26 protein-coding genes and 1 tRNA gene are annotated in these 26182 nt (G+C 72.1%); 10 read left to right on the top strand and 17 right to left on the bottom strand.

Going from position 1 to position 26182, the window contains the following annotated elements; genetic code table 11:
* Positions 1–23: 23 nt before the first annotated feature.
* The 14 genes from ACFVGS_RS04235 to ACFVGS_RS04170 form a co-directional block, all read right to left on the bottom strand.
* The gene (locus ACFVGS_RS04235) at positions 24–1433 is read right to left on the bottom strand and encodes a tyrosine-type recombinase/integrase (protein ID WP_385690236.1); all 1410 of its coding nucleotides are present in this window, start codon (positions 1431–1433) and stop codon (positions 24–26) included.
* A 54-nt stretch (positions 1434–1487) separates the two neighbouring features.
* Positions 1488–1688, bottom strand: coding sequence for a helix-turn-helix domain-containing protein (locus tag ACFVGS_RS04230; RefSeq protein ID WP_385690233.1), 201 nt, complete (start codon positions 1686–1688; stop codon positions 1488–1490).
* A gap of 453 nt (positions 1689–2141) precedes the next feature.
* Complete coding sequence (locus ACFVGS_RS04225) at positions 2142–3617, bottom strand: ATP-binding protein (protein ID WP_385690230.1); 1476 nt, start codon at positions 3615–3617, stop codon at positions 2142–2144.
* 1 nt (position 3618) lies between these two features.
* Complete coding sequence (locus tag ACFVGS_RS04220; protein WP_385690227.1) at positions 3619–4479, bottom strand: bifunctional DNA primase/polymerase; 861 nt, start codon at positions 4477–4479, stop codon at positions 3619–3621.
* Positions 4480–4564: 85 nt separating this feature from the next.
* Positions 4565–5230 carry a hypothetical protein gene (locus ACFVGS_RS04215; protein ID WP_385690224.1) on the bottom strand — a complete coding sequence of 222 codons (666 nt, stop codon included), beginning with the start codon at positions 5228–5230 and terminating at the stop codon, positions 4565–4567.
* Between the two features lie 10 nt (positions 5231–5240).
* Positions 5241–5429 carry a hypothetical protein gene (locus ACFVGS_RS04210; protein ID WP_385690221.1) on the bottom strand — a complete coding sequence of 63 codons (189 nt, stop codon included), beginning with the start codon at positions 5427–5429 and terminating at the stop codon, positions 5241–5243.
* Positions 5430–5689: 260 nt separating this feature from the next.
* Positions 5690–7852 (bottom strand): FtsK/SpoIIIE domain-containing protein, encoded by a 2163-nt coding sequence (locus ACFVGS_RS04205; RefSeq protein ID WP_385690214.1) that lies wholly within the window; start codon positions 7850–7852, stop codon positions 5690–5692.
* A 90-nt stretch (positions 7853–7942) separates the two neighbouring features.
* Complete coding sequence (locus ACFVGS_RS04200) at positions 7943–8143, bottom strand: DUF6257 family protein (RefSeq protein ID WP_385690211.1); 201 nt, start codon at positions 8141–8143, stop codon at positions 7943–7945.
* A gap of 79 nt (positions 8144–8222) precedes the next feature.
* Complete coding sequence (locus ACFVGS_RS04195; protein ID WP_385690208.1) at positions 8223–8609, bottom strand: DUF6251 family protein; 387 nt, start codon at positions 8607–8609, stop codon at positions 8223–8225.
* Positions 8606–8797 carry a hypothetical protein gene (locus tag ACFVGS_RS04190; protein WP_385690205.1) on the bottom strand — a complete coding sequence of 64 codons (192 nt, stop codon included), beginning with the start codon at positions 8795–8797 and terminating at the stop codon, positions 8606–8608. The genes ACFVGS_RS04195 and ACFVGS_RS04190 overlap by 4 nt, the downstream gene beginning before the upstream one ends.
* Before the next feature lie 20 nt (positions 8798–8817).
* Positions 8818–9156: an RRQRL motif-containing zinc-binding protein gene (locus ACFVGS_RS04185; RefSeq protein ID WP_385690203.1), complete on the bottom strand. Its 339-nt coding sequence runs from the start codon at positions 9154–9156 to the stop codon at positions 8818–8820.
* Positions 9153–10307, bottom strand: a complete 1155-nt coding sequence (locus ACFVGS_RS04180) for a conjugal transfer protein (protein ID WP_385690200.1) — start codon at positions 10305–10307, stop codon at positions 9153–9155. Before ACFVGS_RS04180 ends, ACFVGS_RS04185 begins: the two co-directional genes overlap by 4 nt.
* Positions 10304–10474 carry a hypothetical protein gene (locus ACFVGS_RS04175; RefSeq protein WP_385690197.1) on the bottom strand — a complete coding sequence of 57 codons (171 nt, stop codon included), beginning with the start codon at positions 10472–10474 and terminating at the stop codon, positions 10304–10306. The genes ACFVGS_RS04180 and ACFVGS_RS04175 overlap by 4 nt, the downstream gene beginning before the upstream one ends.
* Positions 10471–10737, bottom strand: a complete 267-nt coding sequence (locus tag ACFVGS_RS04170; protein WP_385690195.1) for a DUF6284 family protein — start codon at positions 10735–10737, stop codon at positions 10471–10473. The genes ACFVGS_RS04175 and ACFVGS_RS04170 overlap by 4 nt, the downstream gene beginning before the upstream one ends.
* 454 nt (positions 10738–11191) lie before the next feature.
* On the opposite strand from ACFVGS_RS04170, the gene ACFVGS_RS04165 reads away from it, so the two are divergent.
* The 3 genes from ACFVGS_RS04165 (at position 11192) to ACFVGS_RS04155 (ending at position 12819) form a co-directional block, all read left to right on the top strand.
* Positions 11192–11980 (top strand): GntR family transcriptional regulator, encoded by a 789-nt coding sequence (locus ACFVGS_RS04165; RefSeq protein ID WP_385690192.1) that lies wholly within the window; start codon positions 11192–11194, stop codon positions 11978–11980.
* A complete protein-coding gene (locus tag ACFVGS_RS04160; protein WP_385690189.1) occupies positions 11977–12627 on the top strand; it encodes a YdcF family protein in 651 nt (216 codons plus the stop codon). Before ACFVGS_RS04165 ends, ACFVGS_RS04160 begins: the two co-directional genes overlap by 4 nt.
* A 124-nt stretch (positions 12628–12751) precedes the next feature.
* Positions 12752–12819, top strand: a tRNA-Thr gene (locus tag ACFVGS_RS04155).
* Between the two features lie 105 nt (positions 12820–12924).
* On the opposite strand, the gene ACFVGS_RS04150 is transcribed toward ACFVGS_RS04155, so the two are convergent.
* The 3 genes from ACFVGS_RS04150 to ACFVGS_RS04140 are packed head-to-tail and all read right to left on the bottom strand — an operon-like array spanning position 12925 to position 18326.
* On the bottom strand, positions 12925–15027 hold the full coding sequence (locus ACFVGS_RS04150) for a serine/threonine-protein kinase (RefSeq protein ID WP_385690186.1): 2103 nt from the start codon (positions 15025–15027) through the stop codon (positions 12925–12927).
* Between the two features lie 26 nt (positions 15028–15053).
* On the bottom strand, positions 15054–17279 hold the full coding sequence (locus ACFVGS_RS04145) for a PQQ-binding-like beta-propeller repeat protein (RefSeq protein ID WP_385690183.1): 2226 nt from the start codon (positions 17277–17279) through the stop codon (positions 15054–15056).
* 6 nt (positions 17280–17285) lie between these two features.
* On the bottom strand, positions 17286–18326 hold the full coding sequence (locus tag ACFVGS_RS04140; protein WP_385690180.1) for a serine/threonine protein kinase: 1041 nt from the start codon (positions 18324–18326) through the stop codon (positions 17286–17288).
* Positions 18327–18730: 404 nt separating this feature from the next.
* On the opposite strand from ACFVGS_RS04140, the gene ACFVGS_RS04135 reads away from it, so the two are divergent.
* The 7 genes from ACFVGS_RS04135 (at position 18731) to ACFVGS_RS04105 (ending at position 26173) form a co-directional block, all read left to right on the top strand.
* Positions 18731–21583, top strand: a complete 2853-nt coding sequence (locus ACFVGS_RS04135) for a BTAD domain-containing putative transcriptional regulator (protein WP_385690178.1) — start codon at positions 18731–18733, stop codon at positions 21581–21583.
* A gap of 335 nt (positions 21584–21918) precedes the next feature.
* Positions 21919–22965 (top strand): LuxR C-terminal-related transcriptional regulator, encoded by a 1047-nt coding sequence (locus ACFVGS_RS04130; RefSeq protein ID WP_385690619.1) that lies wholly within the window; start codon positions 21919–21921, stop codon positions 22963–22965.
* Complete coding sequence (locus ACFVGS_RS04125) at positions 22962–23612, top strand: pyridoxamine 5'-phosphate oxidase family protein (protein ID WP_384408577.1); 651 nt, start codon at positions 22962–22964, stop codon at positions 23610–23612. Before ACFVGS_RS04130 ends, ACFVGS_RS04125 begins: the two co-directional genes overlap by 4 nt.
* 99 nt (positions 23613–23711) lie before the next feature.
* On the top strand, positions 23712–24584 hold the full coding sequence (locus ACFVGS_RS04120; RefSeq protein WP_385690175.1) for a diiron oxygenase: 873 nt from the start codon (positions 23712–23714) through the stop codon (positions 24582–24584).
* The gene (locus ACFVGS_RS04115) at positions 24581–25489 is read left to right on the top strand and encodes a hypothetical protein (RefSeq protein ID WP_385690172.1); all 909 of its coding nucleotides are present in this window, start codon (positions 24581–24583) and stop codon (positions 25487–25489) included. The genes ACFVGS_RS04120 and ACFVGS_RS04115 overlap by 4 nt, the downstream gene beginning before the upstream one ends.
* Entirely contained in the window at positions 25486–25884 is a 399-nt protein-coding gene (locus tag ACFVGS_RS04110; RefSeq protein ID WP_384408571.1) for a holo-ACP synthase, read from the top strand. Before ACFVGS_RS04115 ends, ACFVGS_RS04110 begins: the two co-directional genes overlap by 4 nt.
* A gap of 10 nt (positions 25885–25894) precedes the next feature.
* Positions 25895–26173 carry an acyl carrier protein gene (locus ACFVGS_RS04105; protein ID WP_384408569.1) on the top strand — a complete coding sequence of 93 codons (279 nt, stop codon included), beginning with the start codon at positions 25895–25897 and terminating at the stop codon, positions 26171–26173.
* Positions 26174–26182 lie beyond the last annotated feature (9 nt).

The following is a 26182-nucleotide window of genomic DNA, read 5'->3' as shown; positions in this document are numbered from 1 at the left end:
CTTCTGACCTGGGGTTTTCTGGTTCAGCGGACGCGGCGACGGAGCCGAGAGCGGGCTGCCCGGGTGGCGCTGGTCTCAGTTTTGGTCTCAGTTACGGGCTCCGCGGGGCCTGGGGCCTGCGGCCGAAGCTGGGGGAGGAAGGTGTCTCCCATCCGCTTCATGGCGTCGCGCGATTGCTCAGACCGACCCTTCACGTATCGCCGGGTCTGGGTCACCTGGGTGTGCCGCAGGATCTCCATGATGGTCACCAGGGGAACACCCAGCTCGTTCAGGATCGTGCCGGCGGTGTGGCGGCTCCCGTCGTAGAGCCGCCGATCGTCGATCCCCGCCTCCTTCAGGAGCTCTTTGAACTCCTCCCAGTCCTGACGCGGGTCGAGCGGCCGGCCGTCGAGGCGCGCGAACACGACGTCGTGGTCCTGCCATAGGTCGCCCGCTGCGGTCCTCTCCTGCTCCTGGAGGGCCCGCAGCTCCCGCAGCGGCGGGATGAACGGCGGCGGGATGGGCACCGGATTCTGGCTCTTCTTCGTCTTCGGCCTGGTGAAGACCAGCCCACCACCCTTCCGCTCCGGGCATGCGCTCGCGTGCTTCGTGCACGACTTCTCGCATGGCTTCGGGCATCCGCGCTTGTACCCCTTGTGAGTGGTGCAATCCGGCGGGCACGGCTCGAAGCGGTGCAGCCGCTCACCGCAGGCGTGCGGGTCGGCGCAACCGTGCCTCCACGTGAGCCGCTGGAGCTGCCAGCGTGGGTGGAACAGCTCCGCCTCCAGGTCGACGTACTTCCAGCGCATGCCAAGCGTCTCGCCCTGCCGGAACCCCATGCCCACGCCGACCAGCCAGCGCATGAACGTGGGCCGCTTCGCCGCCGCCTCCAGGAACGCGCGTGCCTGCTCCTGGGTGAACGGGTTCGCCTCGGTCTCGTCCACGGTCGGCGGGTCGACCAGCGTCGCGACGTTCTCGACGATGATCCGGCGGCGGTGTGCGATCTTCAGCGCGCGGGACAGGATGCGATGCACCTTGAGCACGTGGGAGGGCGCGTGCCCCTCCTCCAGCATGGCCGCGTACATCGTCTCCAGGTGCTCCGGCTCCAGCTTGTTCAGACGGTGCTGCCCGATGCCCGGGATGATGTCGTTGCGGGTCTTGGACCAATAGTCGTCCAGCGACCGAGGCTTGAGCTTCAGGCTCGCGATCGTCGTAAGGTACGTCTCCATCCACTGCTGCACAGTCGGCACCCGGCCCGCCTTCGGCGCCCGCTGTTCGTCACGCAGCTTCTCCAGCGCGCGGACTTTGCGGATGACCTCGGCTTCGGTCTTGCCCGTCCGGTGGCGGCGGTCCGGGCTTCCGTCGGACTTCACGCCCATGGTCACGCGGCCGTGCCACTGGCCGTCGCTCCCCTGGTAGATGGACGACTGCATGTTGGGCTTGCGGGTCATCATCGCCTTTCGCGAATGAGGGCCCCGGAGTTGCCGGGGCCCTCAGTGGTTCCTGTGTCAGTGGTTCAGCGGCTTCAACTGGGCTACGAACGCGTCGAGTTCAGCGAGGCGGATGCGGCGGGAGCGGCCGACCTTGACGTACGGCAGCTCTCCAGCGGCCATCAGCTCGTAGACCGTGGACCGGCTGAAGGAGAGGTACTCGGCCGCGTCCTTGACGGTGAACAGGGCACGGTTGGTGGGCTTCACGGCGGTGGTCACGTACGCGGCCTCCTTGGCGAAGTGGGCAGTCGGAGTCTGTCCGAGGTGGGAATTTCTGCGTCACGGCGTCATCAGCGTCATTTAGGCGTCTGACCTGCGGTTTCCAGTGACGCAGGGGGAGACGGGCTGTGTCACAGGTGACGGAGCTGTCCGTCACGGGGTGACGCAGGTGACGAAGGGTGACGCAGAGATTCGGGTCCTGCGTCACCCTTATCGATACAGGTCAGGGCCGGTTTTCGGGGTCGTGGTGACGCGGGTGACGCAGAGTCTTCCTACTTAGGAAAAAGAGGGGCCTGTGCCTGTTGTTGTGCGTGCCTTCGGGCGTGAATGAGGAGCCGCGAAGCGGCACGCCCTTTGAGCGGCGGCAAGCCGCCGAACAGCAAGAAGAGCACGCCGCGTCGGGGCGGGGGTGCTCCTCTTGCTTGTGCGGTCGGGACCCGTGTGGCGCAGGGTCTAGAAGACCTGGCCCTGCTCGTCCTGCGCCGGCTTGGGGCGGGTCATCTCGATGTAGCGGGCGGTGCGGGTGCGGCCCCAGTCGACGAGCACGCCGCGGGCGGCGAGGACGGGCTGGAGGCGCTTAAGGCGGTCGGAGAGGACCTTGCCGGTGGTGGGCCAGCCCTTGGGCAGGGGCCGGAACTCTCCCTCGCCGGTGTAGAGCTGGGTGAGGCCGTGCAGCCACTCGGCGGACGTCATCCGGACCTCGGTGCCGGGCTCGATCTCGGCGGCGCGCTTGAGGACGGTCTGAGCGAGCAGGTCGCCCTCGATGACGTCGTCGTTGAGGTCGTCCAGACTGGCCCGGTAGGCGTCCAGGGCACCGAAGTTCTTCGCGGTGTCGAGCTGCGCGCACAGGTGGGCGAAGTCGGCCATGCGCAGGTCGGTGGGAATGTCGGCCTGGGCGGCGCGGACCTCGACGGCCAGGTCGAGCACCGAGCCGACGATCACGGGCAGGGACTGGGCGAACTCCGACCACAGCTCCGCCTCGGTCCGCCGCACCCGGGGCCGTTCGAGGCGGAGGGGCAGGAGGCGTTCGGCGAGGTCGGGGCGGATGACGCCGACGTCGATGCCGGTCAGCAGCATCGGCCGGCGGTAGCGGGCGCGGACGACGTCGCCGTCGGTGAACAGGGCGCGCTTGATGTTCTCGGCGCCGGTGACGATGCAGCACATGAGGTCGGAGAGGTCCGGGCCGAGGTGGGAGAGGTTGTCCAGGCCGGTGACCCACCCGGCCGCGACGGCCGTGATCAGGTTCTCCTCGTCCTTCGGGGCCCGGCGCAGGTCGCCGCTCATGCCCTCGATGATCCGCACGAGCATCTTGCCGGCGGTCGACTTACCGGCGCCCTGCGGGCCGGTGAGAAACGGGGCGGGGACCGGGACGTCGGGACCGAGGCAGCCGACCAGCCACGCGAGGGCCAGGCTCTCGGCGCGAGCGTCGGAGAAGTTGCACAGCCGCATGAGCAGGTCGATGCCCTTGCCGTCGGTGTCCTTGACCGGGAGCGGGAGTTCCCCGGTGAGCTGGGTGCGGCGCCAGCAGACCTCGCGCGGGTCGGGGGTGCGGATGTCCCAGCCGGTGGGGTGGATGCGGACGGACTTGCCGTCGTCGCGGCCCAGGTCGAGCCAGGTGGCGCCGTCGAATCCGGGGGCGACGCGGATGTGAACGGGCTGGACGTCCTCGGTGAGCGCGAGTGCTTCGATCAAGTCGAGTGCCTCCTTCAAGGCGGTTCCGTTGAAGACGCCGACCCCGTCGCGGAACAGGCCGACCATGAGCTCCTGGCGGTGGCTGCCGGTCGTGCCCTGGGAGCGGATCGGGCGGGCGACCGGGTGGCCGTTGCGCTGGGCGTAGACCGTGCCGTCGATGGTGCGGAAGTACCGGAAGTGGCTCTGCGCGTAGTCGGTGATGACCTCGCGGGCCGGGTTCTTCTCGTCCTCGGACATGTCACATCCCCAAAGCCGTGCGGGCGTTGGTCCAGGCCTCCGTGCAGTGCCGCGGGGACTCTCCCTTGGCCTGAGCGGCGGTGAACAGCCGCTCGATGTGCCCCTCGGTCAGGCAGCCGCACCGGCCGTGGGCGGACAGCACCGCCAGGAACGTCCGGTACACCGTCGCGTGCACCCCGCTCGTGGCGTCCGTGATGCGCTGTTCCGCCATGGCGATGCCCCGCTCCAGGTACGCGGGCGAGCGGTGACGGCACTGTCCGCCCCCGGCGGGCGCGGGCACGGTGAGGACGCGGGGCGCGGGCCGGACGGCGGTCTTCTTCTCGGCGAGCGCGCGCACGACCTGAGGCAGGGCCGTCATGGTGTCGGTGCCGGGCCCGAGCCACCGGGCGTAGGACATCGAGGACTTGATGTCGACGCCCTCGCGGACGCCGTTCACCGAGCACATAGTGCCGGAGTAGATCCAGTGCTGGCCCCGCGTCGTCTGCACGGTGCGGGTCGGCGGCAGGGTGGCACGGGCCCAGTCGACGGCGTCGGCGTCGTCGAGGTCGACCACGGTCACCCCGGCGCCGCCGGGGTGGTAGCCGACGACTCCCGCGCCGCGCCAGGCGGCCGCCCAAGCGGGCGAGGTGAGGACACGGGGGTCGGTGGTCGCGGCGGCCCAGGCGTGGCAGGGCCGAGGGCACAGGCAGGGCCCGGCGGCCTTCATGTTCGGCCGGCCGCCGCACGCGTTGTCGGTGCAGTCGCGGCAGTTACCGAACGGGCCCTTCCCCGCCCGCAACGGCAGCACCGGCACACCGGCTGTGGCGAGGTGCAGGGCGGTGGCGAGGTGCCGGTCTCGCCGGATCGGGTTCGGATGGGTCATGCTGAGTGTCTCCAGTTCTGTAGAAGGTGCTGGCAGACGAGGGCGGCCCCGGACTTTGGCGAGACGGGGGCCGCCCTCGGCGTAGCTACGGGTTGGTGCGGCGGGTGCGGGCGCAGAGCAGAGCGAAGTGGAGTGCGGATTCGGCGAGGACGCCGTAGGCGTAGGCGGCGTCCGCCATGCCGCTAGCCTCGGCGAACGCCTGGTGCATCTCGTACGCCTCGTGGTCCGCGAGGTACTCCTGGTCGGCGAGCGCGGAGGCGTACTCGCCGGCGGAGTCGCAATCCCACCACCGCTGGCGGGCCTTCTCGAGCTTGGCGTTGTCCCGCCAGCGGTCGAGGCCGTCGAGCTGAGGCGGGATGGGGCACAGTTCGCGAGGGATGGTCAGGGAGCCGTCGTTGGTCCAGCCGACCTCGGCATGCGGCGGTTCCTGGCCGTCGAGGACGCGCAGGATGGCCCAGGCGGTGCCGTAGGCGTAGCTGGCGGCGGCCCGGTCGTACAGGCGCGCCATGTGGTTCTCGCACTCGCGCAGCGCGTCGCCGATGCGCATCACGGCCTGGTCGTGCGGGCGGGACAGGGAGCTCCTGCCGGTGACGGCTACCTCGCCGTCCAGGAGACGGACGCGGTCCAGGTCGTACTGCGTGCGGGCCGCCTGCGCGGCCTGGTGGGCAGTGCGAGCCTCACGGGCGGCGGCGCCGAGGGAATAGATGCTGTCGGTGAGGGTCTCGAACCAGGGCAGGGTCTTAGTGGACAAGAGGGACTCCTCAGAGGTTGGAGAGGGCGTCGATGACGCTGTTGGTGAGCTGGTTGATGGGGGTGGCGGCGCCGGTGGAGGCGAGGAAGAAGCCGAAGCCGGCGGCGGTGAACGCGGCGCCGTAGCCAAGTTCCTTGGAGCGCAGGAGGAAGAACAGGACGAGTCCGAAGACGGCGACGAGCGAGACCGTGATGGCCATGGCGGGGATCTCCCTGAAGGGCGGGCAGGCCCCGGATCCGGGGCCTGGCGGGTCCCGGCAGGGGGCGCCAGGGGCCCCCTTTACCGGCATTACCTTGCAGGTCAGAGGCCCTTACCTCCCCCTTGACCGGGGTAAAGGGCCCCCTCTACTTCGCGGCCCCCGGCAGGTGTGCCGGGAGGGCCGTTGGCGGGGTGGTGATCTTGGCTGGGGTAGCGGGGTCCCCTTTACCCACTCCATGGAGTGGTAGAAGGGCACCGGTCCTACCGGCCGGCCGACAGGAGGATCTCGGCGGGCACGGCGGCCTCGATGTCGCGGCGCTGGTACCCGGCGCCGTTGCTGCCGCTGATCTTGACCTGCTTGCTGGTGCGCTTCACGCCGGCGGCCTCCAGGGCGGAGGCGAGCTGCTCGGCGTTGTAGTCGCCGTAGGTGTCCTCGTCGATGTTGACGAGTCCGGCGAGCAGGTCGGTGGTGAACATCCGGGGCGAGTGCCGCATGACTTCGAGGACGTCGGAGACGATCGCGGGCACGGTGATGCCGGCCGCGTCGGCGGCGGCGGTCACGTCTCCGGCCGCGTCGCCGGTGAGCTGCCCGGTTTCCTCGCGCAGCGCGCGACCCTTGCGGCACAGCTGGGCGAAGGTGGGGCCGTCGAGGTAGTCGGCCCGGACGGTCACGTAGGACGCGGGTCCGGTGACGAGGACGCCGACGCCCTTGTGCTCCTCGGAGAGGACCGAGGCGTCGGCGCCCTGGGCGGCCTTGCCCTTGCCCAGCACCATGTCGCTGGACGTGCGGTCCACGACCTGGGTGGAGTAGCGGATGGTGATGATCTCCCGCAGCTTCGGGGGGACGGATTCCGCGTCGGGACGCTGGGAGGCGAAGTTGGAGATGAACCCGGCCGCCGGACCGCGCCGGGCGATGCGGCACAGGTCGTTGATGACCTGCTCGCGGTCCTCGCGCTCCATGGCCGTGAAGTACTCCTGGAGTTCGTCGATGGTGACGAAGATGACCGGCAGGTTGTAGCGGGCGACGATCTCCGGGGTCAGTTTGCCCTCGGGGCACACTGACGTCGGCAGGTCGCGCAGCAGGGCGAAGCGGCGTTCCATCTCCGCCAGCAGTTCGGCGAGCATGGCCTTCAGGGCGTCGATGGCGTCGTCCTCGGCGCCCATGACGAGCCGGTGGGCGACGGCCTTCATGGGCATCCAGTCGGCGCCGCCCTTGCCGTCGGCGATGTAGTGCCGCACGTATGGGTCGAGCAGGCCGGCCGCCGTGAGGAGACGCTGGGTGAAGGTCTTGCCCCGGCGGGGCAGGCCGCCGAAGAACATCGACTGCCACATGACCGGCACGCTGATCCGGGTGCCCCGGGCGTCCTGGCCGAAGGGGACCGGCTCCCAGATGGAGAACCGCTCGGCCTTCTCCAGCGGCGAGGGGTTCGGGGTGCCCAGGTAGGGGTCATCGTCGGCAACCCACATCGAGACGCGGCCGGCGTTGCCGCCCTTGGCGGCGCGGACGCGGGACATGATGACCTGGATCTCGTCCACGCCGAGTTCCTGGGCGATGACCTCCCGCTTGGCGAGCACGTCGGAGGCGGTCTTGCCGCCACCGCGCGGCATGTCGAAGATCACCGACCAGCCACGGCCGTCCCGGACGGGGCCCATCGTGCACGTAACGCGCGGAAGTTCCTTCTCGTCCTTGCCGCCACCGCTTTTGAGGAGGCCGGCGGCCCGCAGCGCTTCGTTGAGCTGCTGCGCGGACATGTCCACCCGGATCGGCGGCGCGGCCTGATCCAGCAGCTTCGTCTCCTCGCCCCGCCCGAGGTGGGCAAGGGGGATGGTGATGGCGGCGGCGATGCCTGCCTGAAGCAGTGGGTCGGCGAGCAGGACGCCGGTCGCGGCGGCCGCGACACCGGTGGCGGCGATGCCGAAGCGCCACTTACGCGAGCGGGTTCGCTCGGCGTAGGCGGCCTGGTGGCGGGCCGCCAGGTCGATGTCCTCGGGGCGGAGCTTGGACTGCGCGCGCAGGGCCTTCACGGTCGCGGAGTGCTCCTGCGCGGACATCCACGGCCACACGCCCGCAAGCGCGCGGTAGAAGCCGCGGGCGGCGAGCAGCACGGTCTTGAACAGGTACTTCGGCGTCCGCACGAAGTGGTAGCGGGTGTGCCACCACGTCAGCCGGCAGAGCGCGGTGACGTTCTCGCGGACTGAGGTCCACGAGCGGGCCCACACCGGCAGGACCGGGGTGTCGGGCACGGTCAGCCAGTCCGCCAGCGGGTTGCCGGGAAGGTCGACCACGTCGACACCGGCGCCCTCGCCGGACTCCGCGTCGGCGGGCGGCGCGGGCTTGGTCAGGTCTATCCGCGCCGGCTCGATACGGGCGGCGCGGTGCTCGTCGAGGCTGACCACGGTCGCCTCGGAGGCGGGCTCGGTCATGATGGAGGTCTCCTACTGCTCGAAAGAGTGGAGGGCAGGGCCCGGGGCGGCTGGTGATGCTTGGCGGCTGTCGGCCGCCCCGGGGCGCCGCTACTTGGCGTTCTTCTGCTCGCGCTGGTGCGCGCGGTCGAGGATGCGATCGACGTTGCGCTCCAGGTCGGAGCGGTCGGCGTTCTCGCCGGCCAGGCAGCGCTTGGCCATGCGGGCGACGTTCCACGCGACACGGGCGTGCTCGCCGACGGTGAGCTTGGGGTAGTTCGGGTCCGGCTGCTCGTTCTTCTTGCTGGCCACGACAGATCCCTCTCTGGGCCGGGGCTGTCCCGACTCCCCGCCCGCCCCCGGCTCACGGCCGGGGGCGGACAGGCAGCCGTCAGCGACGGCGCAGGGACTTACGGGTCTTGGCCAGAGTCTTGGCGGCGGCCCTGCCGTCCGGCCCGCCGATCGACTTCACGACCGTGTGGACACCCCAGGCGAGAACGACGGCGAGGAACGCGAGCAGGGCCAGGTTCGCGGCGATCGCGGTCAGCGCACCGACAAGCAGCGGCCCGAAGTAGACCCCGGCCGCGACCGCGCCGGCACCGATACCGGAGCCGAGCGCGATCCGCTGCACGGTCCGGTCCGGCGGGGCCTGGTGGATGTGCTGGTGGACCACCTGCGGCCCGGCGGACGGCTGGAAAGTGGCGGGCAAGTGGTCGGCGTAGGCGTAGGTGCCGTCCGGGAGCTGTACGACCCGGACCGGCTCAGGCAGGTTGTTCACGGCTTCTTCCCCTCGACTCGGGCCTTCTTCGTCCACGCGTCCTGGAGGCCGTGGAACTCGGCGTGGATGGGGTCGCCCTCGGCGCACGCGTCGCCGTCCTGGCACTCCACACAGACAGCGGTGTGCTTGGAGGACTCCTCGAACGCGCGCATGTAGGCGATGAACAGGGCGTCGTTCCGGTTGTTCACGGTCGTCTCCTCAGTGCCGCTCAGGCGGCGGACTGGGTGTCGGGGTAGGCACACGGGGCGCACATGCCGAGCGACGGCGGGATGCGGTATCCGGCGTCCCGGCCGCACTGCGGGCACACCCGGCGGGCGGCGTTCGCGCGCTCCAGAGCGGCCCGCTTCGCCGGGGTCATCGGGCGGACCGGCAGGGCCAGGTCGACCCGGTACAGGTAGGCGACCAGCGGCCCACGCCGCCGACGGGGCCGCTCCAACTGGGCGACGACGTCCTGACCACCCGGACGCAGACCCCGTTCCCGAAGCTGCCGGAACGTCGCCAGCCCCTCGGGGGCGAGGCGCCAGGGGTAGACCGGGATGCCGCTCACGCCGCCCTCTCAGCCTTCAGGGTGTCGCGCAGCCACCGGCCGCTCGCCGGTGAAGTGCGCAGCTCCTTGCGGATCCGGTCGGCCGTCAGGTGCTCAATCGGCCACGACTCGGTGAACTGCCGCGCCTCAGCCAGCAACTCGTCCTTCGAGCGGCGCGGCTGAGTTGACTTGGCTGCCTCCGGAACCCGATGGGTCACCTTCCGGCGGGGAGGCTGATCGAGCCCCAGCGTCTGGAACACCCGGCGCCGGGCAGCTTCCTCGCCGTCCTCCGGGTCAGGCGGGGTGGACTCGTCAGGCTCGAACAGGTCGTCCTGCCCACGGTCGGCCGGGCCGGACTCCAGGGCCGGAACGGCCTGCTCAGAGGTAGACCGTTCCATGCTGGTCTGGGTCGATTCCTCCGTATTTGCGGGGTGGATCGGTCGGGTGGACCGGTCCACCTCCAGCTCGATCGTCACCGTGTCCTGCTCGGCGGCCGGTCCGGCCGTAGACGCCGGTGCGGTCGGGGCGAGCGCGATGGCGTACATGGCGGCGAGGGCGGCGTTCGCGCCGTCGGTGAGCTGGGTGCGCTGGACGTCGATCAGCCGCTCGCCCAGGGCGAGGTCACCGGAACCGACCCGCTTGGCGAGCTTCCACGACGTGAGGTCCGACTTTCGCCGCACCTTCTCGTCGGGGTGGTTCGCGGCCCGTGCGCGGTGATAGGCGAGAGCCTGGACGACCTCGGCGGCGCGGCGCTCTGCTTCGGCGTCCCGGCCGTCGCGGTAGACCACGATCCGCCGCGCGAGGAATGCCGCACCCTCGGCCGAGGCGGTCATGCCGAGCGGGGTGAGGGCGTAGATGACCATCTCACCCGGCGTGGTGGCGGCCATGGCCGACATGGCGGAGGCGGCGGCGGGAAGGGCCCACAGCCCGACCCGGATCACGGCCGGGGCGGACTGCCCCAGCAGCGTCAGGCCGAGCAGCACGACTGCGAGAACGGCGGTGGCTCCCTCACCGGCCGCGACCGCACCGACGGCGGTGCCGGAGCCGTACGCGGCCTTGATGTTGGTGTACGTGCCGTAGGCGCCGGCGCCGCCCGTGGCGAGCATCGGCACGAACGCCAGACCCAGCACTACCTTCTGCACCCGACTCAGGGGCTTGCCGGTGGTGTTCACGACTCGCCCCCGTCGCGGCGGGCCAGGTAGAGCAGCCGCGCGACGGCGATCACGCCAAGTGCGGCGATGGCACCGGCGTAGTGGATGTCCCGGCGGTCAATGACCATGCCCAGGACCTCCACGGTGACGCACAGGGCGAGCAGGCTGCAGAAGGTCAGGCGGTTCACGCGGCACCGCCCGCCTGCGCCAGGCCGGCGCGGTTGGTCAGGTTCCGGCGCTCGGCCATGACCCGGTTGCGGGCCCGGCGGATGCGCCGCTCGTCCAGCACCGTGGCCGGACGGTCCAGCGTCATGATCTGCGCGTCGAGCAGGTCGACCTCCGCCAGGATCAGCGGCATCTCCTGCTCGATCGCGTCCAGCTCCGCGTCCGACGGCTCACCGTCGAACGACACGGCCGTAACAGCCGTCTGAAGTGCAGCGATGGACTTCATTGGGTGTGTTCCTTCCAGACAGGAACGGCCCGAACCGAACCCCCGGTGTTCGAGCACCGGGGGTTCTCGCCGTTAGAACCGAACTCCGGCTCCCCTCAACCCCGCCCGTACGGCACCCCAAAAGGGGCCCGGACGGGCAGGGGAGGCAACCGGCCGCAGCCGAACGGCTGCGGAAGAGTTGAGCGCGCGGACCTCTGCCGCGCCGGCCGCCTTGTTGTGCCTAAGGACAGGCGGCGAACCCTCATCACGCTGTTCAGTTCTCAAACACCAGTCGCTTCCATCGAGCCGACCCGCCTACACGGGGCTCTCCGGGCGCCGGGAGCAGCCCAAAGAAAGCCCTCCCACATTCGCTGTCCTGGGACTGCGAGCGCTTGAGAAGACTGTGGCGTACAGTCCTGGGACTGTCAACAGTCCCGGGACTGTGTTTGACTGGACTCAGTCGAGAGGAGTTCGCGTGGCACCGAAGTGGCGGGAACTGGCGGACAAGCTGGCGGAGCAGATCAGAAACGGGGAGTACGCCCCGGGCCAGCAGCTTCCGCAGATCCGCGACCTTGTCGAGGCGGGCGAGGGGTCGAAGACGACCGTCCACGCGGCCTACAAGGCACTGGAGGCTGAGGGGCTGGTGACTTCCTCCCGTGGGCACGGCACCGTCGTGCGGGAGCGGGCGCCGCTGAAGCGGTTGGGCATCGCTCGGTACGACAAGGCGAAGTGGCGGGACGGCGATGAGGTGGCGTTCATCGCGGACCGGGTCGCTTCCGGGCGGGCGTACAAGCGCGGCGAGCAGACGCAGACGGTCAGCCGCATCGTGGCGCCCCCGATCGTGGCGGCGGCCCACGGGCTGTCGGAGGGAGCTGAGGTGTACGCGCGCGCCCGGTTGGTGAAGGAGGGAGACCAGCCGACGCATACCCTGACCAGCTACTACCGCCCGGAGCACGTCGAAGGGACGCGCATCGTCGACCCGACGCCCGGTCCCGCCGGCCGAGGAGGCGGCTTCCGGGTGCTCTATGACGCTGGGTACGAGATCGACCACATGCGGGAGGAGCTGTTCGCCCGGGCCGCCAAGCCCGAGGAGGCGGAACAGCTCAAGCTCCTGCCGGGGGAGTGGGTTGTTGAGCTGCACCGGAGCACGTTCACGGCGGACGGCACGCTGGTGGAGTTCGCGATCGGCGTGCACGCGGCGACGCGCTTCGCCTGGGCGTACGACTTCAAGGTGCCTGACTCGGCGGCGGAGGAGGGGCAGTGATCTCCGCGCAGAACTGGGCCGACGCGGAACGGTTGTGGGAGTTCCAGCAGATGGGCCACGAGCCGCGCCCCTGCTCGGTGGGCATCGGTCTGGGCAGCCACGACCTGGGCGTAGCGGACGTGACGGTCGACCTGTACCGGCGCGGCCTGTTCCCTCTCATGGTCTTCACCGGTGCCACCAGTCGCACGACCAAGGGGCGAATGCCCCGCGGCGAGGCGGAGCACTACCGTGACCGGGCGCTGGAATTGGGGGTGCCGGCGTCCGCGATCCTCGTCGAACCCCACGCTCGGAACACGGGCGAGAACATCCGTCTGTCCCGCGCGTTGCTCGCCGAGCATGGGATGGACGTCAAGTCTGTGCTCCTAGTCAGCAAGCCGTACGAGGAGCGGCGCGCGTACGCGACCGCGCGGAAGCTGTGGCCGGACGTCGACATCGTCAGTGCGTCCGCGTCCATGACGCTCCGAGAGTACGTCGACTCCATCCAGGACGCCCGGCTGGTGCTGGACATGCTCGTCGGCGCCCAACAGCGCCTGTTCATCTACCCGGAGCGCGGATTCATGATCGCTCAGGAAGTGCCGACCGACGTGGCGGCGGCCTATGACCGGCTGCGTGATGGGGGATTCACCAGCCGCCTCATGCCGGAGTGAGGATCGGAGTCCGGTCTCAGTTGCGGTCTCAGTAAGCCGCTGTTCCGTGGGCGTCCGCCAACGTTCGGCAGGGTCCGATTGCCCTCGCTGACCTGCGGCGCAGCCGTTTCGGCGGACGCCCACGGCCGCCCCCGGAACAAGATCGGACAACTCGTAATGCGTAGGTCTCGGGTTCGAATCCCGAAGGCGGCTCAGATGGAACCCCAGGTCAGATTCTTCTGACCTGGGGTTTTCTGGTTTCCGTGGCCGGGCGGTGGCACCCGGGCCCGGGCGGGGGCCGCCCGGGTGGCATCGGTGTCAGAAGACCGGCAGGGCGGTCAGGGACGTGCCGTCCAGGAGGAAGACGCGGTTGGCGTCGCCCGTGATCCAGTAGCGGTCGGGGTTCTTGATGATCGGGAAGACCCAGGGCGGACGGTTCTCGGTGGAGAGGTCGGTGACGTTGACGCCGCCCTGCTTCGTGTTGACGGCGACCGACCAGAGGCCGTTTCCCTGGACGACGAGGGGGCTGGGCGGGTCGCACTGGAAGAGGCCGTTGTAGGCCCAGTCGCTCGGTCTGCCGGTGCGGAGGTCGTGGCGGAACGGGTAGGAGAGGACGGACGCGTAGACGTGGGGGCCGTGGATGGTGGGAGGGCCCCAGGAGATGATCTCGGCGTTCGGCACGCGTGGTTGGTCGGCCGTCCAGAGGGGCTTGCCCGTGACGACGTCGACGGCGGCGAGTTCCCTGCCGGTGATGCACAGGGTGCGGCCCGAGAGGGCGAGCAGGGCCCGGCCGCCCTCGGCGCGGCGGCCGGCGGTCCAGGACTTGCGGCCGTCGGCGGTGTCGAGGGCGAGGACGGTGCCGTCCGACGCGTTGAGGACCAGGCGGCCGTGGGCCGCGAGGCCGCGGGTCGCGGCGTTCGTGCCGAGGTCGGCGGGGACGTCGACGGTCCAGCGGATCCCGGCGTCCGCGCGGCCGATGCTGCGGACCCGTCGGTCCTTCGTGATGACGTAGACGGCGTCGTCGTCCGCGGCGAGGAGCGAGGCGGCCCCGGCGGGGGCGGTCCACTTGGGTGCGCCGGTGGAGGCGACGAAGGTGACGAGGGTGCCGTTCTTGTCGGTTGCGGCCACCAGCCGGTCGGAGAGGGACAGATAGCGACCACCGGCCACCGTGTCCGGTGCCGACCAGCGGACGGAGCCGTCGACGACGCTGCGCGCGGCGATGCCGCCCTTCGGGGCGCCGGTGACGACGACGTCGCCCACGGGGAGGGGCGCGGGGGTGTCCGCCGCGACGCCCCCGGGGACGCTCCAGAGCGGCTCGGGCGTCGAGCCGAGGAGGTAGTCGCCCTTCTTCGCGTCGAGGACGCGTGCCCGCGGGGCCGGCACGGCCGGCGGGATGTCGAAGGGGCCGCCCCGGCGGCCGTCCCGCAGGTTCCACCACGCGGCGGTGCCGCCGCCGACCGCGAGGACGGAACCGCCGACCGCGAGGCCGGTCAGCAGCCGCCGCCGGGAGACGGAGCCCGGCGCGACGCCGCCGGGCACGGTGGTCAGCCGGTGGAGACCGGTCGCGCGGGTCGTGATCTCCTCGGCCAGCGGGCCCTTCCGCCAGGCCCGGTCAGCGCCCTGCGGCGGGGCCGCCTGCCGCGCGATCTGCTCGGGCAGCGGCCGGGCCGCCGGATCCTTCGCGAGGCACGGGCCGATCAGCGGCTGCAGCGCGGTCGGCACCCGGTCAAGGCGGGGCAGGCCGTGCACGACCTCGTACTGCACGGCCGCGACATGGGCGCCCTCGAACGCCGGCCGCCCGCTCGCCGCGTACACCAGGACCGCGCCCAGCGAGAACACGTCGGCCGGCGGGCCGACGCGCTGCCCGAGGACCTGCTCGGGCGCGCCGTAGCCGGGCGTGACCGGGACCTGGCCGCTGGTGGTGAGGGTGAGGCCGTGCTCGGGGCGCGCGATGCCGAAGTCGATGACGTGCGGACCGGCCGCGGTGAGCACGATGTTGGCGGGCTTCAGGTCCCGGTGGACGAGGCCCGCGGCGTGGATCTCGCGCAGCGCGTGCGCGAGCGCCGCCGCCAGGGCCCGTACGGCCGGCTCGTGCAGCGGGCCGTGGGCGGCGACGGCTTCGGCGAGGGTCGGTCCGGTCAGGAACTCGGTCGCGATCCACGGCCGGCCGCCCTCCGTTCGGGCGTCCAGGACGCGCGCCACCGACCCGCCGGTGACCGCGCGGGCCATTTGGGCCTCGCGGACGAAGCGCTGGGTGAGGTGCGGATCGTGCGCCAGGTGCGGGTGCAGCACCTTGACGGCGGCGGGCTGCCCCTGGCCGTCCTGTCCGACGTAGACCTTGCCCATGCCGCCCTCGCCGAGCACGGCGAGGATGCGGTACGGGCCCAGGCGAATCGGGTCTCCGGATTCCAGCGGCTTCATCGTGGTGCGGCTTTCTGTGAGCTGGCTCAGGCGAGCGGGTATGCGGCGGTGTACTCCCTGCCGACGGCGATCAGCCGCCGCGCGGACGCGTCGACGAGGAACCGGGCTCTGGCCGCCTTCAACGGGCGGGCCGAGGTGCCGGTGCGGAGGTCCGCGGCGATCACCCCGGACGCCGCCTTCCGGTACGCGTACACGCGCTCCGGTCCGACCACGGGCGGGAAGGCGAGGTCCTCGGCCGTGACCGGCTGTCCCTGCTCCGCCCACCGCGTCGTGCCGCCGCCCGCGTCGACGGCGACCAGGCCGCGGCCCTCCTCCTGCGCGTACACCACACCGCTCCGGACGGCCGGCGGGCCGAACCGTGCCTGCGGGCTCGCCCCGGCGAAGCGCCAGGCCCGCTTGCCGTCGGCCAGGCGGAGCGCGACGAGTTCTCCCGTGGACGGGTAGACGTGCCGGTCGTCGACGGCCGGGAAGGCCCGGACGAACTCCGGCTGCTCGGCGCCGAGCGACGTGCTCCACCGTTCCCTGCCCGTCCGCGCGTCGTGGACGACCAGGCGTAGGGCGCCGTCGGCCGACTGCTGGACGAGGACCAGGTGATCGCCGCTGACCTGGGCGAACAGATAGTGCAGGCGCTCCGACTCGTCCGGCCGGGCGGGCAGGGGGTGCTGCCAGAGCCGCCGGCCCGAACGGACGTCGACGGCCAGCAGGAACCACGACTGGTCCTTGCGGAAGTTGCTGCTCTGCGAGACGGGACCCCGGCCGGCCGTCAGGTAGACGGTGCGGGGAGTCGCGCAGAGCATCTGGTTGCCGTACGAGATCACGTGCAGGTCCGGGAGCTCGGCGAACGGATCGTCGAGCTCCCCGGTGGCCGGGTCGACCGTGGCGAGGGAGAGGGGTTCCTTCTCGTCGGCGGACGTGTCGACCGCGTACAGCCGCTTGCCGTCCGTGGTGAGGTGGCGCAGGAAGTAGACCTTGGGATCCGTCCACTTCTCCGCGCCCGTCGCCGGGTTCAGACCCTTCACGCCGTTCTCGCCGACGACGGCCAGTCCGTCCAGGATGATCGGGTCGGACGGCGCCAGGGGTTCGACACTGCCTGTCCTCACCTGCCAGGACAGGTTCCACGCCGGTGCCTTCGACGCGGTGTCGGTGGGGGCGGCGGTGCCGGGCGCCTTCGCGCCGGCCGACGGTCCCCCGTTCCCCAGCCACGCCCACGCGCCGCCCCCGAGCGCTGCCGCGCCGAGGACACCACCTGCCCCGGCGGTGAGCAGCTTGCGGCGGGACGGGCCGGACATGCGGGCCGCGGGCGTGGCCGGGGCCGGACCCGGGGCGGTCGCGGCGAGGTGCTGGTCCGGCGGGGCCGGAAGGCGCTGAGGACGGGCGTGCCAGACGCCGCCGACGCGGCGGGTGATCTCCATGAGCAGCGACTCGGGGAGGTGGTCGGCGAAGGCGCGCTGCCCGGCGGCCAGGTGGGCGGCCAGTTCGCCGGTGGTCGGGCGGTCGGCCGGGTTCTTGGCGAGGCAGCGGGTCAGGGTCGGGAGCAGAGCCGCAGGGACCCCGGTGAGGTCGGGCTCGGCGTAACGCACCCGGTAGACGAGGTCGGCGTGCTGCCCGGTGCCGAAGGGACCGTGGCCGGTGGCCGCGTGGACGAGGACGCCCGCGAGGGCGAACACGTCGCCGGCCGAGGTGTGTTCCTGGCCGGTCGCCTGCTCGGGGGACATGTAGGCAGGCGTGCCCGCGGCGGTTCCGGTGCGGGTGAGGTGGTCGTCGCCGATGGCCCGGGCGATGCCGAAGTCGATGACCTTGGGGCCGTCCGCCGTGATCATGATGTTGGAGGGCTTGAGGTCGCGGTGGACGACGTCCGAGGCGTGGAGCTGTGCCAGCGCCGCACACAGCAGGGCTCCCAGCGCGCGTACGGCGGCCTCGGGGAGCGGTCCCGCCAGGGTGACGGCCTCGTCGAGGGGCGGGCCCAGGACGTACTCGGTGGCGAGCCACGGGGTTTCGGCGAGCGGGTCGGCGTCGAAGACCCGCGCGCCGTGGACGGGGCCGATGACGCGGGCCGCGTCCACTTCGAGCCGGAAGCGGGCGCGGACGGCGGGGTCGGTGGCGAGGTGGGCATGCATGGTCTTCAGCGCCGCGGTGCGGCCGGTGGCCGAACGGGCGAGGTAGACCGTGCCCATGCCGCCGCTGCCCAGGCGGGCGATGAGGTGGTAGGCGCCGATCCGGTGCGGGTCGTCGTGGGTCAGGGGGGAGAGCATCAGCCGTCAGACCAGGGAGAGGGAAGCGGGGAGTTCGGCCGCGAGGACCTGCGCCGACTGGCGCGCGAGCGCAGTGACCACGGAGGCCGGGAGCGGGACGGGAGCGGTGGTGTCCAGGGCCGTGGGTCGGTGGGGCGGCGCCGGGTGTGTGGCCGGGTGCGCGACCGGGTGTGCGGTCGTGTCCAGGGCGGTGGGCCGGTGGGGCGGCGCCGGGTGCGTGGCCGGGTGGGTGGCCGGGTGTGTGGTCGTGTTCAGGGCGGGGGTCTGGTGGGGTGCCGGGTGTGTGGCCGGGTGCGGCGACGACTCCAGCCGGGCGAGGGCCTGGTGGGCCTGCGGTCGTCTGCCGGGGTCCCGGGACAGGCACGCGGAGACCAGTTCGCGGAGGGAGGCGGGGAGTTCGTCGCGTTCCGGGACGGTGTGGCCGGTCACCGCGTACGCGAGCACTGCCCCCAGGGCGTAGACGTCGCCCAGCGGGCGGGGCCGTCCGCCGGCCGCCTGTTCCGGGGCGAGGCTGCCGGGGTCGAGGCCCGGCAGGCCGCTGCGCGCCACGCCGTCCGGGGCGGCGGCCCGTGCCGCGCCGAAGCAGCTCAGGCGGGGGCCTTCGGGCGTGAGCAGGACGGCCGCGGGTGACAGGCCCGCGTGGGTCACGCCCTGGGCGTGGGCGGTGGCCAGGGTACGGGCGAGGGCGGCGCCCAGGGCGCGGACGACCGGCTCGGGCAGCGGACCGCCGTGCGCCCGCAGGGCGGCGGGGAGCGGGAGGGCGGGGGCGTACGGCGAGGTGTACCAGGGGAGTTCGGGCGTGCCGCCGACCTCTTCGACCGTCAGGAAGCCGGGCAGCGGGAGCCGACGGGCGGCCTCGGCCTCGATCGCCCAGCGGGACGGGTCGACGTCGACGCGCGGGAGGCAGACGAGGACGTCGCGGGCGCCGTCGGCGCTGCGTGCGACGAACCGGCGAACGGGAAGGGCCTGTTCGGGATCCGCGTCGAGCCGGCCCAGGGTGATGTGGGGCCCGCTCCGGGGAGGGTCGTCAGGGCGCAGCCGTTCCATGCGCGTTTCCCCCCGGTCGTCGACAAGCCTGGTCAAGCCTACTCAAGTGCCGGTGGGGGAGCGGAGGAAGGTGGTGACGCCCAGGGTGCGGGTCCTCCAGCTGTCTCGATGTGCGTCCTCGCGCCTCCCGACGCGCGCTCTTCGGCTGTCTCGATGTGCGTCCTCGCGCCTCCCGATGCGCGCTCTCCGGCTGTCTCGATGTGCGTCCTTCGGTTGTCCCGACGGCGCGTCCTCCGGTTGTCCCGGAGGCCCGGCGCGCGCCCCTTCGCGGGCGTCTGTCAGTTGTCATGTCCCCTTGCCTGTGGCATTGGTCTAGTCCAAACTGATCAATCGACGAAGCCTCTGCACAGGCGGCCGCACGCGGGCCGCGAGGGGGCCGCCGGTCATGGGATGAGGGGGATGCCATGTCAGAGAGGACGACCGGCGCGGGGCTATCCGGAGGAGGGCAGGCCGGGGAGGGCGGGGCCTTCGGGGGGCGGCTGCAGGCGTTCCGGAGGCGGGCCGGGCTGAGTCAGGAGGCGGCCGCGGCGCGCGCCGGGATCAGCACCCGGGCCCTGCGCGACATCGAGCGCGGGCGCGTGCGGCGGCCGCAGGCGCGGACCCTGCAGCAGCTGGCCGAGGCGCTCGGGCTCAGCGGCGGCGAGCTGGCCGACCTGCTGGTGGCCGCGCGCACCGGGCCACCTCGCGGCGCCGCCCGGCCGCGGCTTCTGATCCTCGGCCCGCTGTCCCTCCAGCACGGCCGGACCCCCGTCCCCGTCACCAGCCCGATGCTGCGCCGTCTGCTCGGTCTCCTCGCGCTCAAGCACCCCGAGTCCGCCACCCAGCAGGAGATCATCGACATCCTGTGGCCGTCCGGGCCGCCCACCTCGCACCAGAGCCTCATCCACACGTACGTCAGCCAGGTCCGCCGGCTCCTCGGACCGGGCGGCCCCCGGACCGGCCCCCGGACGACCGACCCGCCGCCGACCGTGGCCCGGACCCCCACCGGATACCTCCTCGAGGCCGCCCGGAACCAGATCGACCTCGGCCACTTCGACGAACTCCTCGCCCAGGCGGAGCGCCTGCACCGCGCACCCGACCCGAGGGCCGCGTACGAGTCGCTGACGCAGGCCCTGCGCTGGTGGCGGGGCCCGGTGCTCGCCGACGCCGACCCGGTGCTGAGCCGGCATCCGGCCGCGGTCGTGGCCAACGAGCGGCGGGTCAAGGCGGTGCTGCTGCACGCCGACACGGCGCTGCTGCTGCGCCGGCCCGAGGACGCCGTCCCGGTGCTGTGGGACATGGTGAACGCCGAGCCGCTGCACGAGGGCCTGCACGCCCGGCTCATCCTCGCCCTCGCCAGCTGCGGCGAGCAGGCCGCCGCGCTCAACGTGTTCAACCGGCTGCGCGACCGGCTCGACGACGAGCTGGGCATCGCGCCCAGCGCGGAGGTCCGCGACGCCCACCTGCGGGTGCTGCGCCAGCAACTGCCCCTCGCTCAGCGCACCGACCACCCGGCGCCGGCCGGCCACGGGGCGCCGGCCGACCACCGGACGTCGGCCGGTCTCGGGGCATCGGCCGGCCTCGGGGCGCCGGCCGAGCGTCCCGCGCCGGCCGACCGCGCCGCGCCCGCCGGTCCGCTCCCGGCCCAGCTGCCCGCCATGGCCGGTTCGTACGTCGGCCGGCGGCGGCAGATGCGGGAGCTCGACGCCCTCGTCTCGCCCGACCCGGCGCGGCGCGCGCACGTGGTGGCGGTGGTCGGCGCCCCCGGCGTCGGCAAGACCGCCCTCGCCAAGCACTGGGCGCACGCGCGGCGCGAACACTTCGAGGACGGGCAGCTCTTCGTCGACCTGCGCGGCCATTCCCCGCTCCCGACGCTGCGCCCCGGCGACGTCCTGGCGCAGTTCCTCCGGGCCCTGGGTGCGCCGCCCGGCCGGCTGCCCGCCGACGAGGACGAGGCCGCCGCGCTGTACCGCACGCTCCTCGCCGACAAGCAGATGCTGATCGTCCTGGACAACGCGCGCGACGCCGAGCAGGTCAGGCCGCTCATCCCGGGCGCCCGGGGCTGCGCGGTGGTGATCACCAGCCGCAGCCGGCTGGTGGGCCTGGTCGCCAGCGACGGCGCCCGGCAGCTCGCCCTGGACGTGCTCGCTCCCGACGAGGCCCGCCAGCTGCTCGCCGGCACCATCGGCGAGAGCCGCGTCGCGGCCGAGGAGGAGGCGGCCCGCAGGCTCGTGCGGGTGTGCGGCGGCCTGCCGCTGGCCATCCGGATCGCCGGGGCCAACCTGCTCGCCCGGAACGTCGGCATCGCCGACTACTGCGACGAGTTAGCCGGTGACGACATGCTCAGCCGGCTGCACATCGAAGGGGACCGGCGCTCGACGGTGCGGGCCGCGTTCGAGCTCTCGTACCGCGCGCTCCCGGGCGACGCCCAGCGGATGTTCCGGCTCCTGAGCGTGGTGCCCGGGCCCGATCTCACGGCGGACGGCGCCGCGGCGCTCGCGGACTCGACCTCGGCCTGCGCGGCCGGGCTCCTGGTGAGCCTGACGGACGCCCACCTCGTACGGGAACGGGCTCCCGGCCGGTTCGGGCTGCACGACCTGCTGCGCTCGTACGCCCGCGAGCTGGTCAGCAGGGAGGAGGCGCACGCCGCCCGGCAGCGGCTGTTCGACTGGTACCTGTACCACGCGGACGCGGCGGCCCGGCTGCTCTACCCGGCGGGCCCGGGGGCCTCGGACCCGTGCGCCGGGTCGGGGCCCTCGGCCGCGCTGGTGTTCTCGGACCAGGGCCAGGCCTCGGAGTGGCTGGACAGCGAGCGGGAGAACCTGGCCGGCGCCGTCCTGCAGGCGTCCGGCGCCGGTTTCACGACCGTCGCCTGGCGGCTCGCGGAGAGCCTGCACGGCTATCTCGCCCAGGGGATGTACACGGGCGACTGCCTGAAGGTCGCGACGGCCAGCCTCTTCGCCGCCACCGCCGACGGCGAGCCGCGGGCCCAGGCGTCCGCCCAGTTGCGGCGGGCGGAGTGCCACCGGTCCCTGGCGAACACCGCACAGGCCCTGGAGCTGTTCGGCAGCGCCCTGGAGCTCGCGCGGCAGGCCGGCTGGCACGACGGACAGGTGCTCGCGCTGCGCGGCATCGGTGCCGCGCACCAGGAGAACGGGGCCGGGCGGCTGGCCCGCGACTACCTCTCCCAGGCCCGTGAACTCGCCCGGCGCGGCAGCGCGGCCGCGGGCGCCACCGGCGAGAACGGCGGCGAGGACAGTGGCTGGAACGGTGGCTGAACAGCGGTGAGAACAGCGGTCTCGGTCTGTTCTGCCGAGCTGAGGGGCGGCAGCACAACTCCTGCGGAAGTGCTACCAGTTCTGCCGGTCCCTACGGCCCCTCCCGCGGCGCCCGGCGGAACCGCAGCTCAGCACCGGTGCGAACGGCCGGGACCGGCATGCCGACGGGTTCCCGGCCCTCTGGTCCGGCTGTAGGCGCCGGACCAGGTCTGGACCATACGGTTGCCGCCGCAAGGCCTTTCCACGCCCGAAGCACCGCATCCGCGCCATCCGTGCCATCCGCACCATCCGCACGTCCGCATCCGCAACGTCCGCGCACGCAGATTGAGGTGACGATGGAATCCGCGGCACTGACCCCACGCCAGGGACCCCAGGGAACCCAGGGGGCCGCCGAGGTCGACGAGTTCGTGGTCCTCTTCTACGAACACACCGTCGGCCGTGCCGACTTCAGCCCGTCCGGCGTCGCCGAGGAACTGGGCGTCCCGCGACAGCGCGTCGAGCACGCCGTCGGCGTGCTGAGCGAACTGCGCCTGGTCAAGCCGGCGGAGGGCCGCGCCGGCCGGCTGGTCGCCGTCAGCCCCGAGGCCGCCCAGATGGAGCTGCTCGTCCCGCTGGAACGCGAGATCCTCGACAGCCGTCGCCGGCTCGCCGGGTTCAAGGGGCAGCTGAGCTCGTTCGTGGCGGCGTTCGAGAAGCAGTCGCAGTCCAAGGCCCGCACCGAGCCGGTGGTGATCACCGACGACCGGGAGGAGATCGAGCTCCGGCTGCTTCAGGCCGCGCAGACCTGCACCACCGAGGTCCTGGTCGTCCAGCCCTGCGTGGCCCGCGAGACCCGCGAGCTGCGCCTCGCCCGCCCGCTGGTCCTCGACGCCCTGCGGCGCGGCGCGCAGGGCCGGATCATCTACCCCCACACCGCCCGCGGCGACTCCGACACCCGCGCCCACCTCGGCGAACTCCTCTCCGTCGGCGGGCAGGTGCGCACCGTCAAGGAGGTGCGCGACCGCTTCCTCGTCTTCGACCGGAAGACGGCCTTCATCCCCGCCGGCGAGGGAGAGGCGATCGCCGTCGTCTACGAGGGCGCGGTCGCGGCCTTCCTGGCCGGACTGCACGGCCGGCTCTGGGAGTCCGCGTTCGACTTCGACTCCGGCGCGGCCGGTTACGCCGGAACGCTCGAGGACCTCAAGGCGACGCTGCTCGACCTGCTCGCCTCCGGCGCCAAGGACGAGGTGATCGCGCGCCGGGTGGGCATGTCCGAGCGGACCTTCCGCCGCCACGTGGCCACGATCATGCAGGACCTGTCGGCCACCAGCCGCTTCCAGGCGGGCGTGCTCGCCGCCCGTACCGGCCTGGTCGACCCGGCCCCGAGGAGCGATGCCGCATGAGCCGCTACGACCGCATCGCGTACACCCCGTCGGTGCGCCGGGTCCAGGAGGAGATGGGCAGCGCCACGGCGGGCGACCGCCGGCTCGGGGAACCGGTGGGGGAGGCCGAGCCGCTCACGGGCGCCGCGGCCGGCTTCATCCGCAGCCTCGACGGCTTCCTGTTCGCGAGCGTGAGCGAGACCGGCTGGCCGTACATCCAGTTCAGGGGCGGGCCGCCGGGCTTCGTCCACGTCCTCGACGAGCACACCCTCGGCTACCTGGACGTCCGGGGCAACCGGCAGTACATCACCACCGGCAACGTGCGCGGCGACGGCCGGGTCGCGCTGTTCTTCCTCGACCAGGCCCGGCAGGCCCGCCTCAAGCTGTACGGCCACGCCACCGCCGTGCCGGCCGACGAGGACCCGGCGCTCGCCGAGCGCCTGAGCTCGCCGCGCACCGACGGCACGGTCGAACAGCTCGTCACCATCCGGGTCGAGGCCTTCGCCTGGAACTGCCCGAACCACATCACACCCCGATTCAGCGAGCGCGAACTCTCCGACGCCCTGGCGCCGGTCCGCGACCGCCTCGCCCGCCTGGAGCAGGAGAACGCCGGCCTGCGCGCGGAAATCGCCGCGCACCGCGACTCCGCCGTACGACCCGCCCGCTGACCGAATTCGGCAGCCGGTTCCGGTCATTGATGAACCGCCCGGGGAATTTCTAGGCTGGATCCAGCAAAGAGCCCCCGAAGCAGACGGAGACATCACGCGATGGTCAGCGACGTGATCGACCGGAACGACCGGTTCCGGGGAATTCTGGACCGACTCGCCACCAAGTCCATCGACGACTACTACAACCCGTACCGGCTGTTCGAGTGGCCGGACCGGCTCCCGGAGGACATGTGGTGGATGAGCCCCGAACTCACCACCACGTACGGGACGGAATGGGTCGAGAAGCTCACCCCGCAACAACTCCACACGCTTTCCAAGCACGAGAGCATAAACTTCTACAGCCTCAATGTGCACGGAATCCGGGAACTGCTCGTCGAGGTGGTCAACCGCATTCACACCGCCGGTTTCGAAACGCCGTCGGAGTTCTTCCACCACTTCATCGGTGAGGAGAACGAGCACATGTGGTTCTTTGCCGAATTCTGCCTCCGTTACGGCAAGAAGATCTACAAGCAGCCCGCCGGCGGCGCGGAGGGCGCCGCCCCGTCGGAGAAGATCCAGAGCCTGCTGGTGTTCGCCCGCATCCTGATCTTCGAAGAGCTCGTCGACCACTTCAACTCGGCGATGGCCGAGGACGAACGGCTGCACGAAACGATCCGCGGCATCAACCGGATCCACCACCAGGACGAGTCCCGGCACATCGCCTTCGGCCGCGAACTCGTCGGCCTGCTCCACCAGGACCTCCGGCAGACCGCCACCGAGCAGGAACTGGACGACGTCTCCACCTACCTGCGCCGCTACATGAAGCACAGCTTCGAGTCCCTCTACCACCCGCAGGTCTACCGCGACGCCGGCCTGGAGAACCCGCACGCGGTGCGCCGGGCCCTCCTGGAGTCGCCCGCCCGGGCCGAGGCCGAGCAGCGCACCTTCCGCAAGACCGCCAGGTACCTCGAGAAGACGGGAATCATCCGATGAACCGCCTGACCGGGAGCGACGGCGCGCCCGCCCTGGCCATCCTCGGGCCGGGGGCCACCCGCCTCGTCAAGGAGCTCGACCGGGTCTTCGCCGGCTGGGGCCTCGCGGCCGGCGCCGAGGAGATCAGCGCACCGCCGCTCTTCCCGGTGCCCGACCTGGAGAAGTTCGACGTCTACACCAACTTCCCGCACCTCGCCTGGGTGGCCGGTTCGCTGGATCTGACGGAGGATCAGTTCAAGCCGGTGGAGGGCCGCTTCGGACCCGGAGCGGTGTCCGAGGCGCGGTACGGGCTCCCGCACGCCACCTGCTACGGCGCGTACCTCTTCCACGAGGGCGAGCAGGTCGCCGACGACACCCTGGTGACCCTGGTCAACCGCTGCTTCCGCAACGAGGACCACTACGGCGGCCTGCGCCGCCTCGCCAGCTTCCAGATGCGCGAGATCGTCGCCCTCGGCAGCTTCCCGCACACCCAGGAGGTCCTCGCCCGCTTCACCGGGCGCATCCAGGCCTTCGCCGCCGCGCTCGGCATCGAGCTCGCCAAGGTGCCGGCGGGCGACCCGTTCTTCCGCAACGACGGCGGCCGCGCCCTGATGCAGAAGCTCAGCCCGGTCAAGTACGAGTTCCAGTACGGCGGCGACCTGGCGATCGCGTCGGTGAACACCCACCGCAACTTCTTCGGCGAGCGCTGCGGCATCCGCCTGGAGTCCGGCGAGCACGCCTACACCGCCTGCGTGGCCTTCGGCCTGGAGCGCTGGCTCGCCGTCCTGACCGAGCACTTCGACGCGGACCTCGACGCCGCGCTGGCCGCCGTACGCGCCGCCGAGGCGACCACCGCCGAGGCCGCCGCCGACGCCGCCGCCGACGCCGCGGCCGGCGACACCGACGCCGCCGCCGGCGCGTCGTGACCCAGCCCCTGATCGGCGTCGACATCGTGCCGCTCGCCCGGGTACGCGAGCTGACCGCTCCCGGCGCCGGGCCGCTGCTCGGGCGCTACCTCTCCGCCGACGAACTGGACGCCTCCCGGACCCCGGACGGCGCGGCCGACGAGGCCGGGATCGCCGGCCGGCTGGCCGCCAAGGAGGCCGTCTTCAAGCTCTTCGGGGCCGTCCGCAGACCGGTTCCCTGGCGGGGCATCGAGGTCCTGCGCGGCCCGGGCGGCCGGCCGGGCGTCCGGCTTTCCGGCAAGGGCGCCGAGCTGGCCCGGCGCGCCGGACTCGGCCCGATCGACGTCAGCATCAGCCACGACGCCGGCTTCGCCATCGCCGTCGCCGCGGCCTCCACCTCTCTCGACCGTCTCTGAAGGGAATGCCATGAGTTCCGCAGGTATCGACTCCGCAGGTGTCTCCTCCGCAGGTGTCTCCTCCGCGGGTATCGACAAGGTCCGGGACTGGATCCTCGGCCGTCACCCCGAGCGCACCGAGCTCGCCGCCGACGTCGACCTCATCGAGAGCCGGCTGGTCGACTCGCTCGCCTTCGTCGAGCTCGTCTACACGATCGAGGACGCCGCGGGCGTCGAGATCGACTTCGACAACATCGACATCGAGGACTTCCAGACCCTCGCGACCATCGAGAAGGCGTTCTTCGCCTGATCCCGAGGA

It is taken from the genome of Streptomyces sp. NPDC127114 (genome assembly GCF_042677525.1).
Taxonomy (GTDB): Bacteria; Actinomycetota; Actinomycetes; order Streptomycetales; family Streptomycetaceae; genus Streptomyces.
Note: the sequence above shows the minus strand (reverse complement) of the source record. Positions and strands in the feature narration are given on the sequence as shown.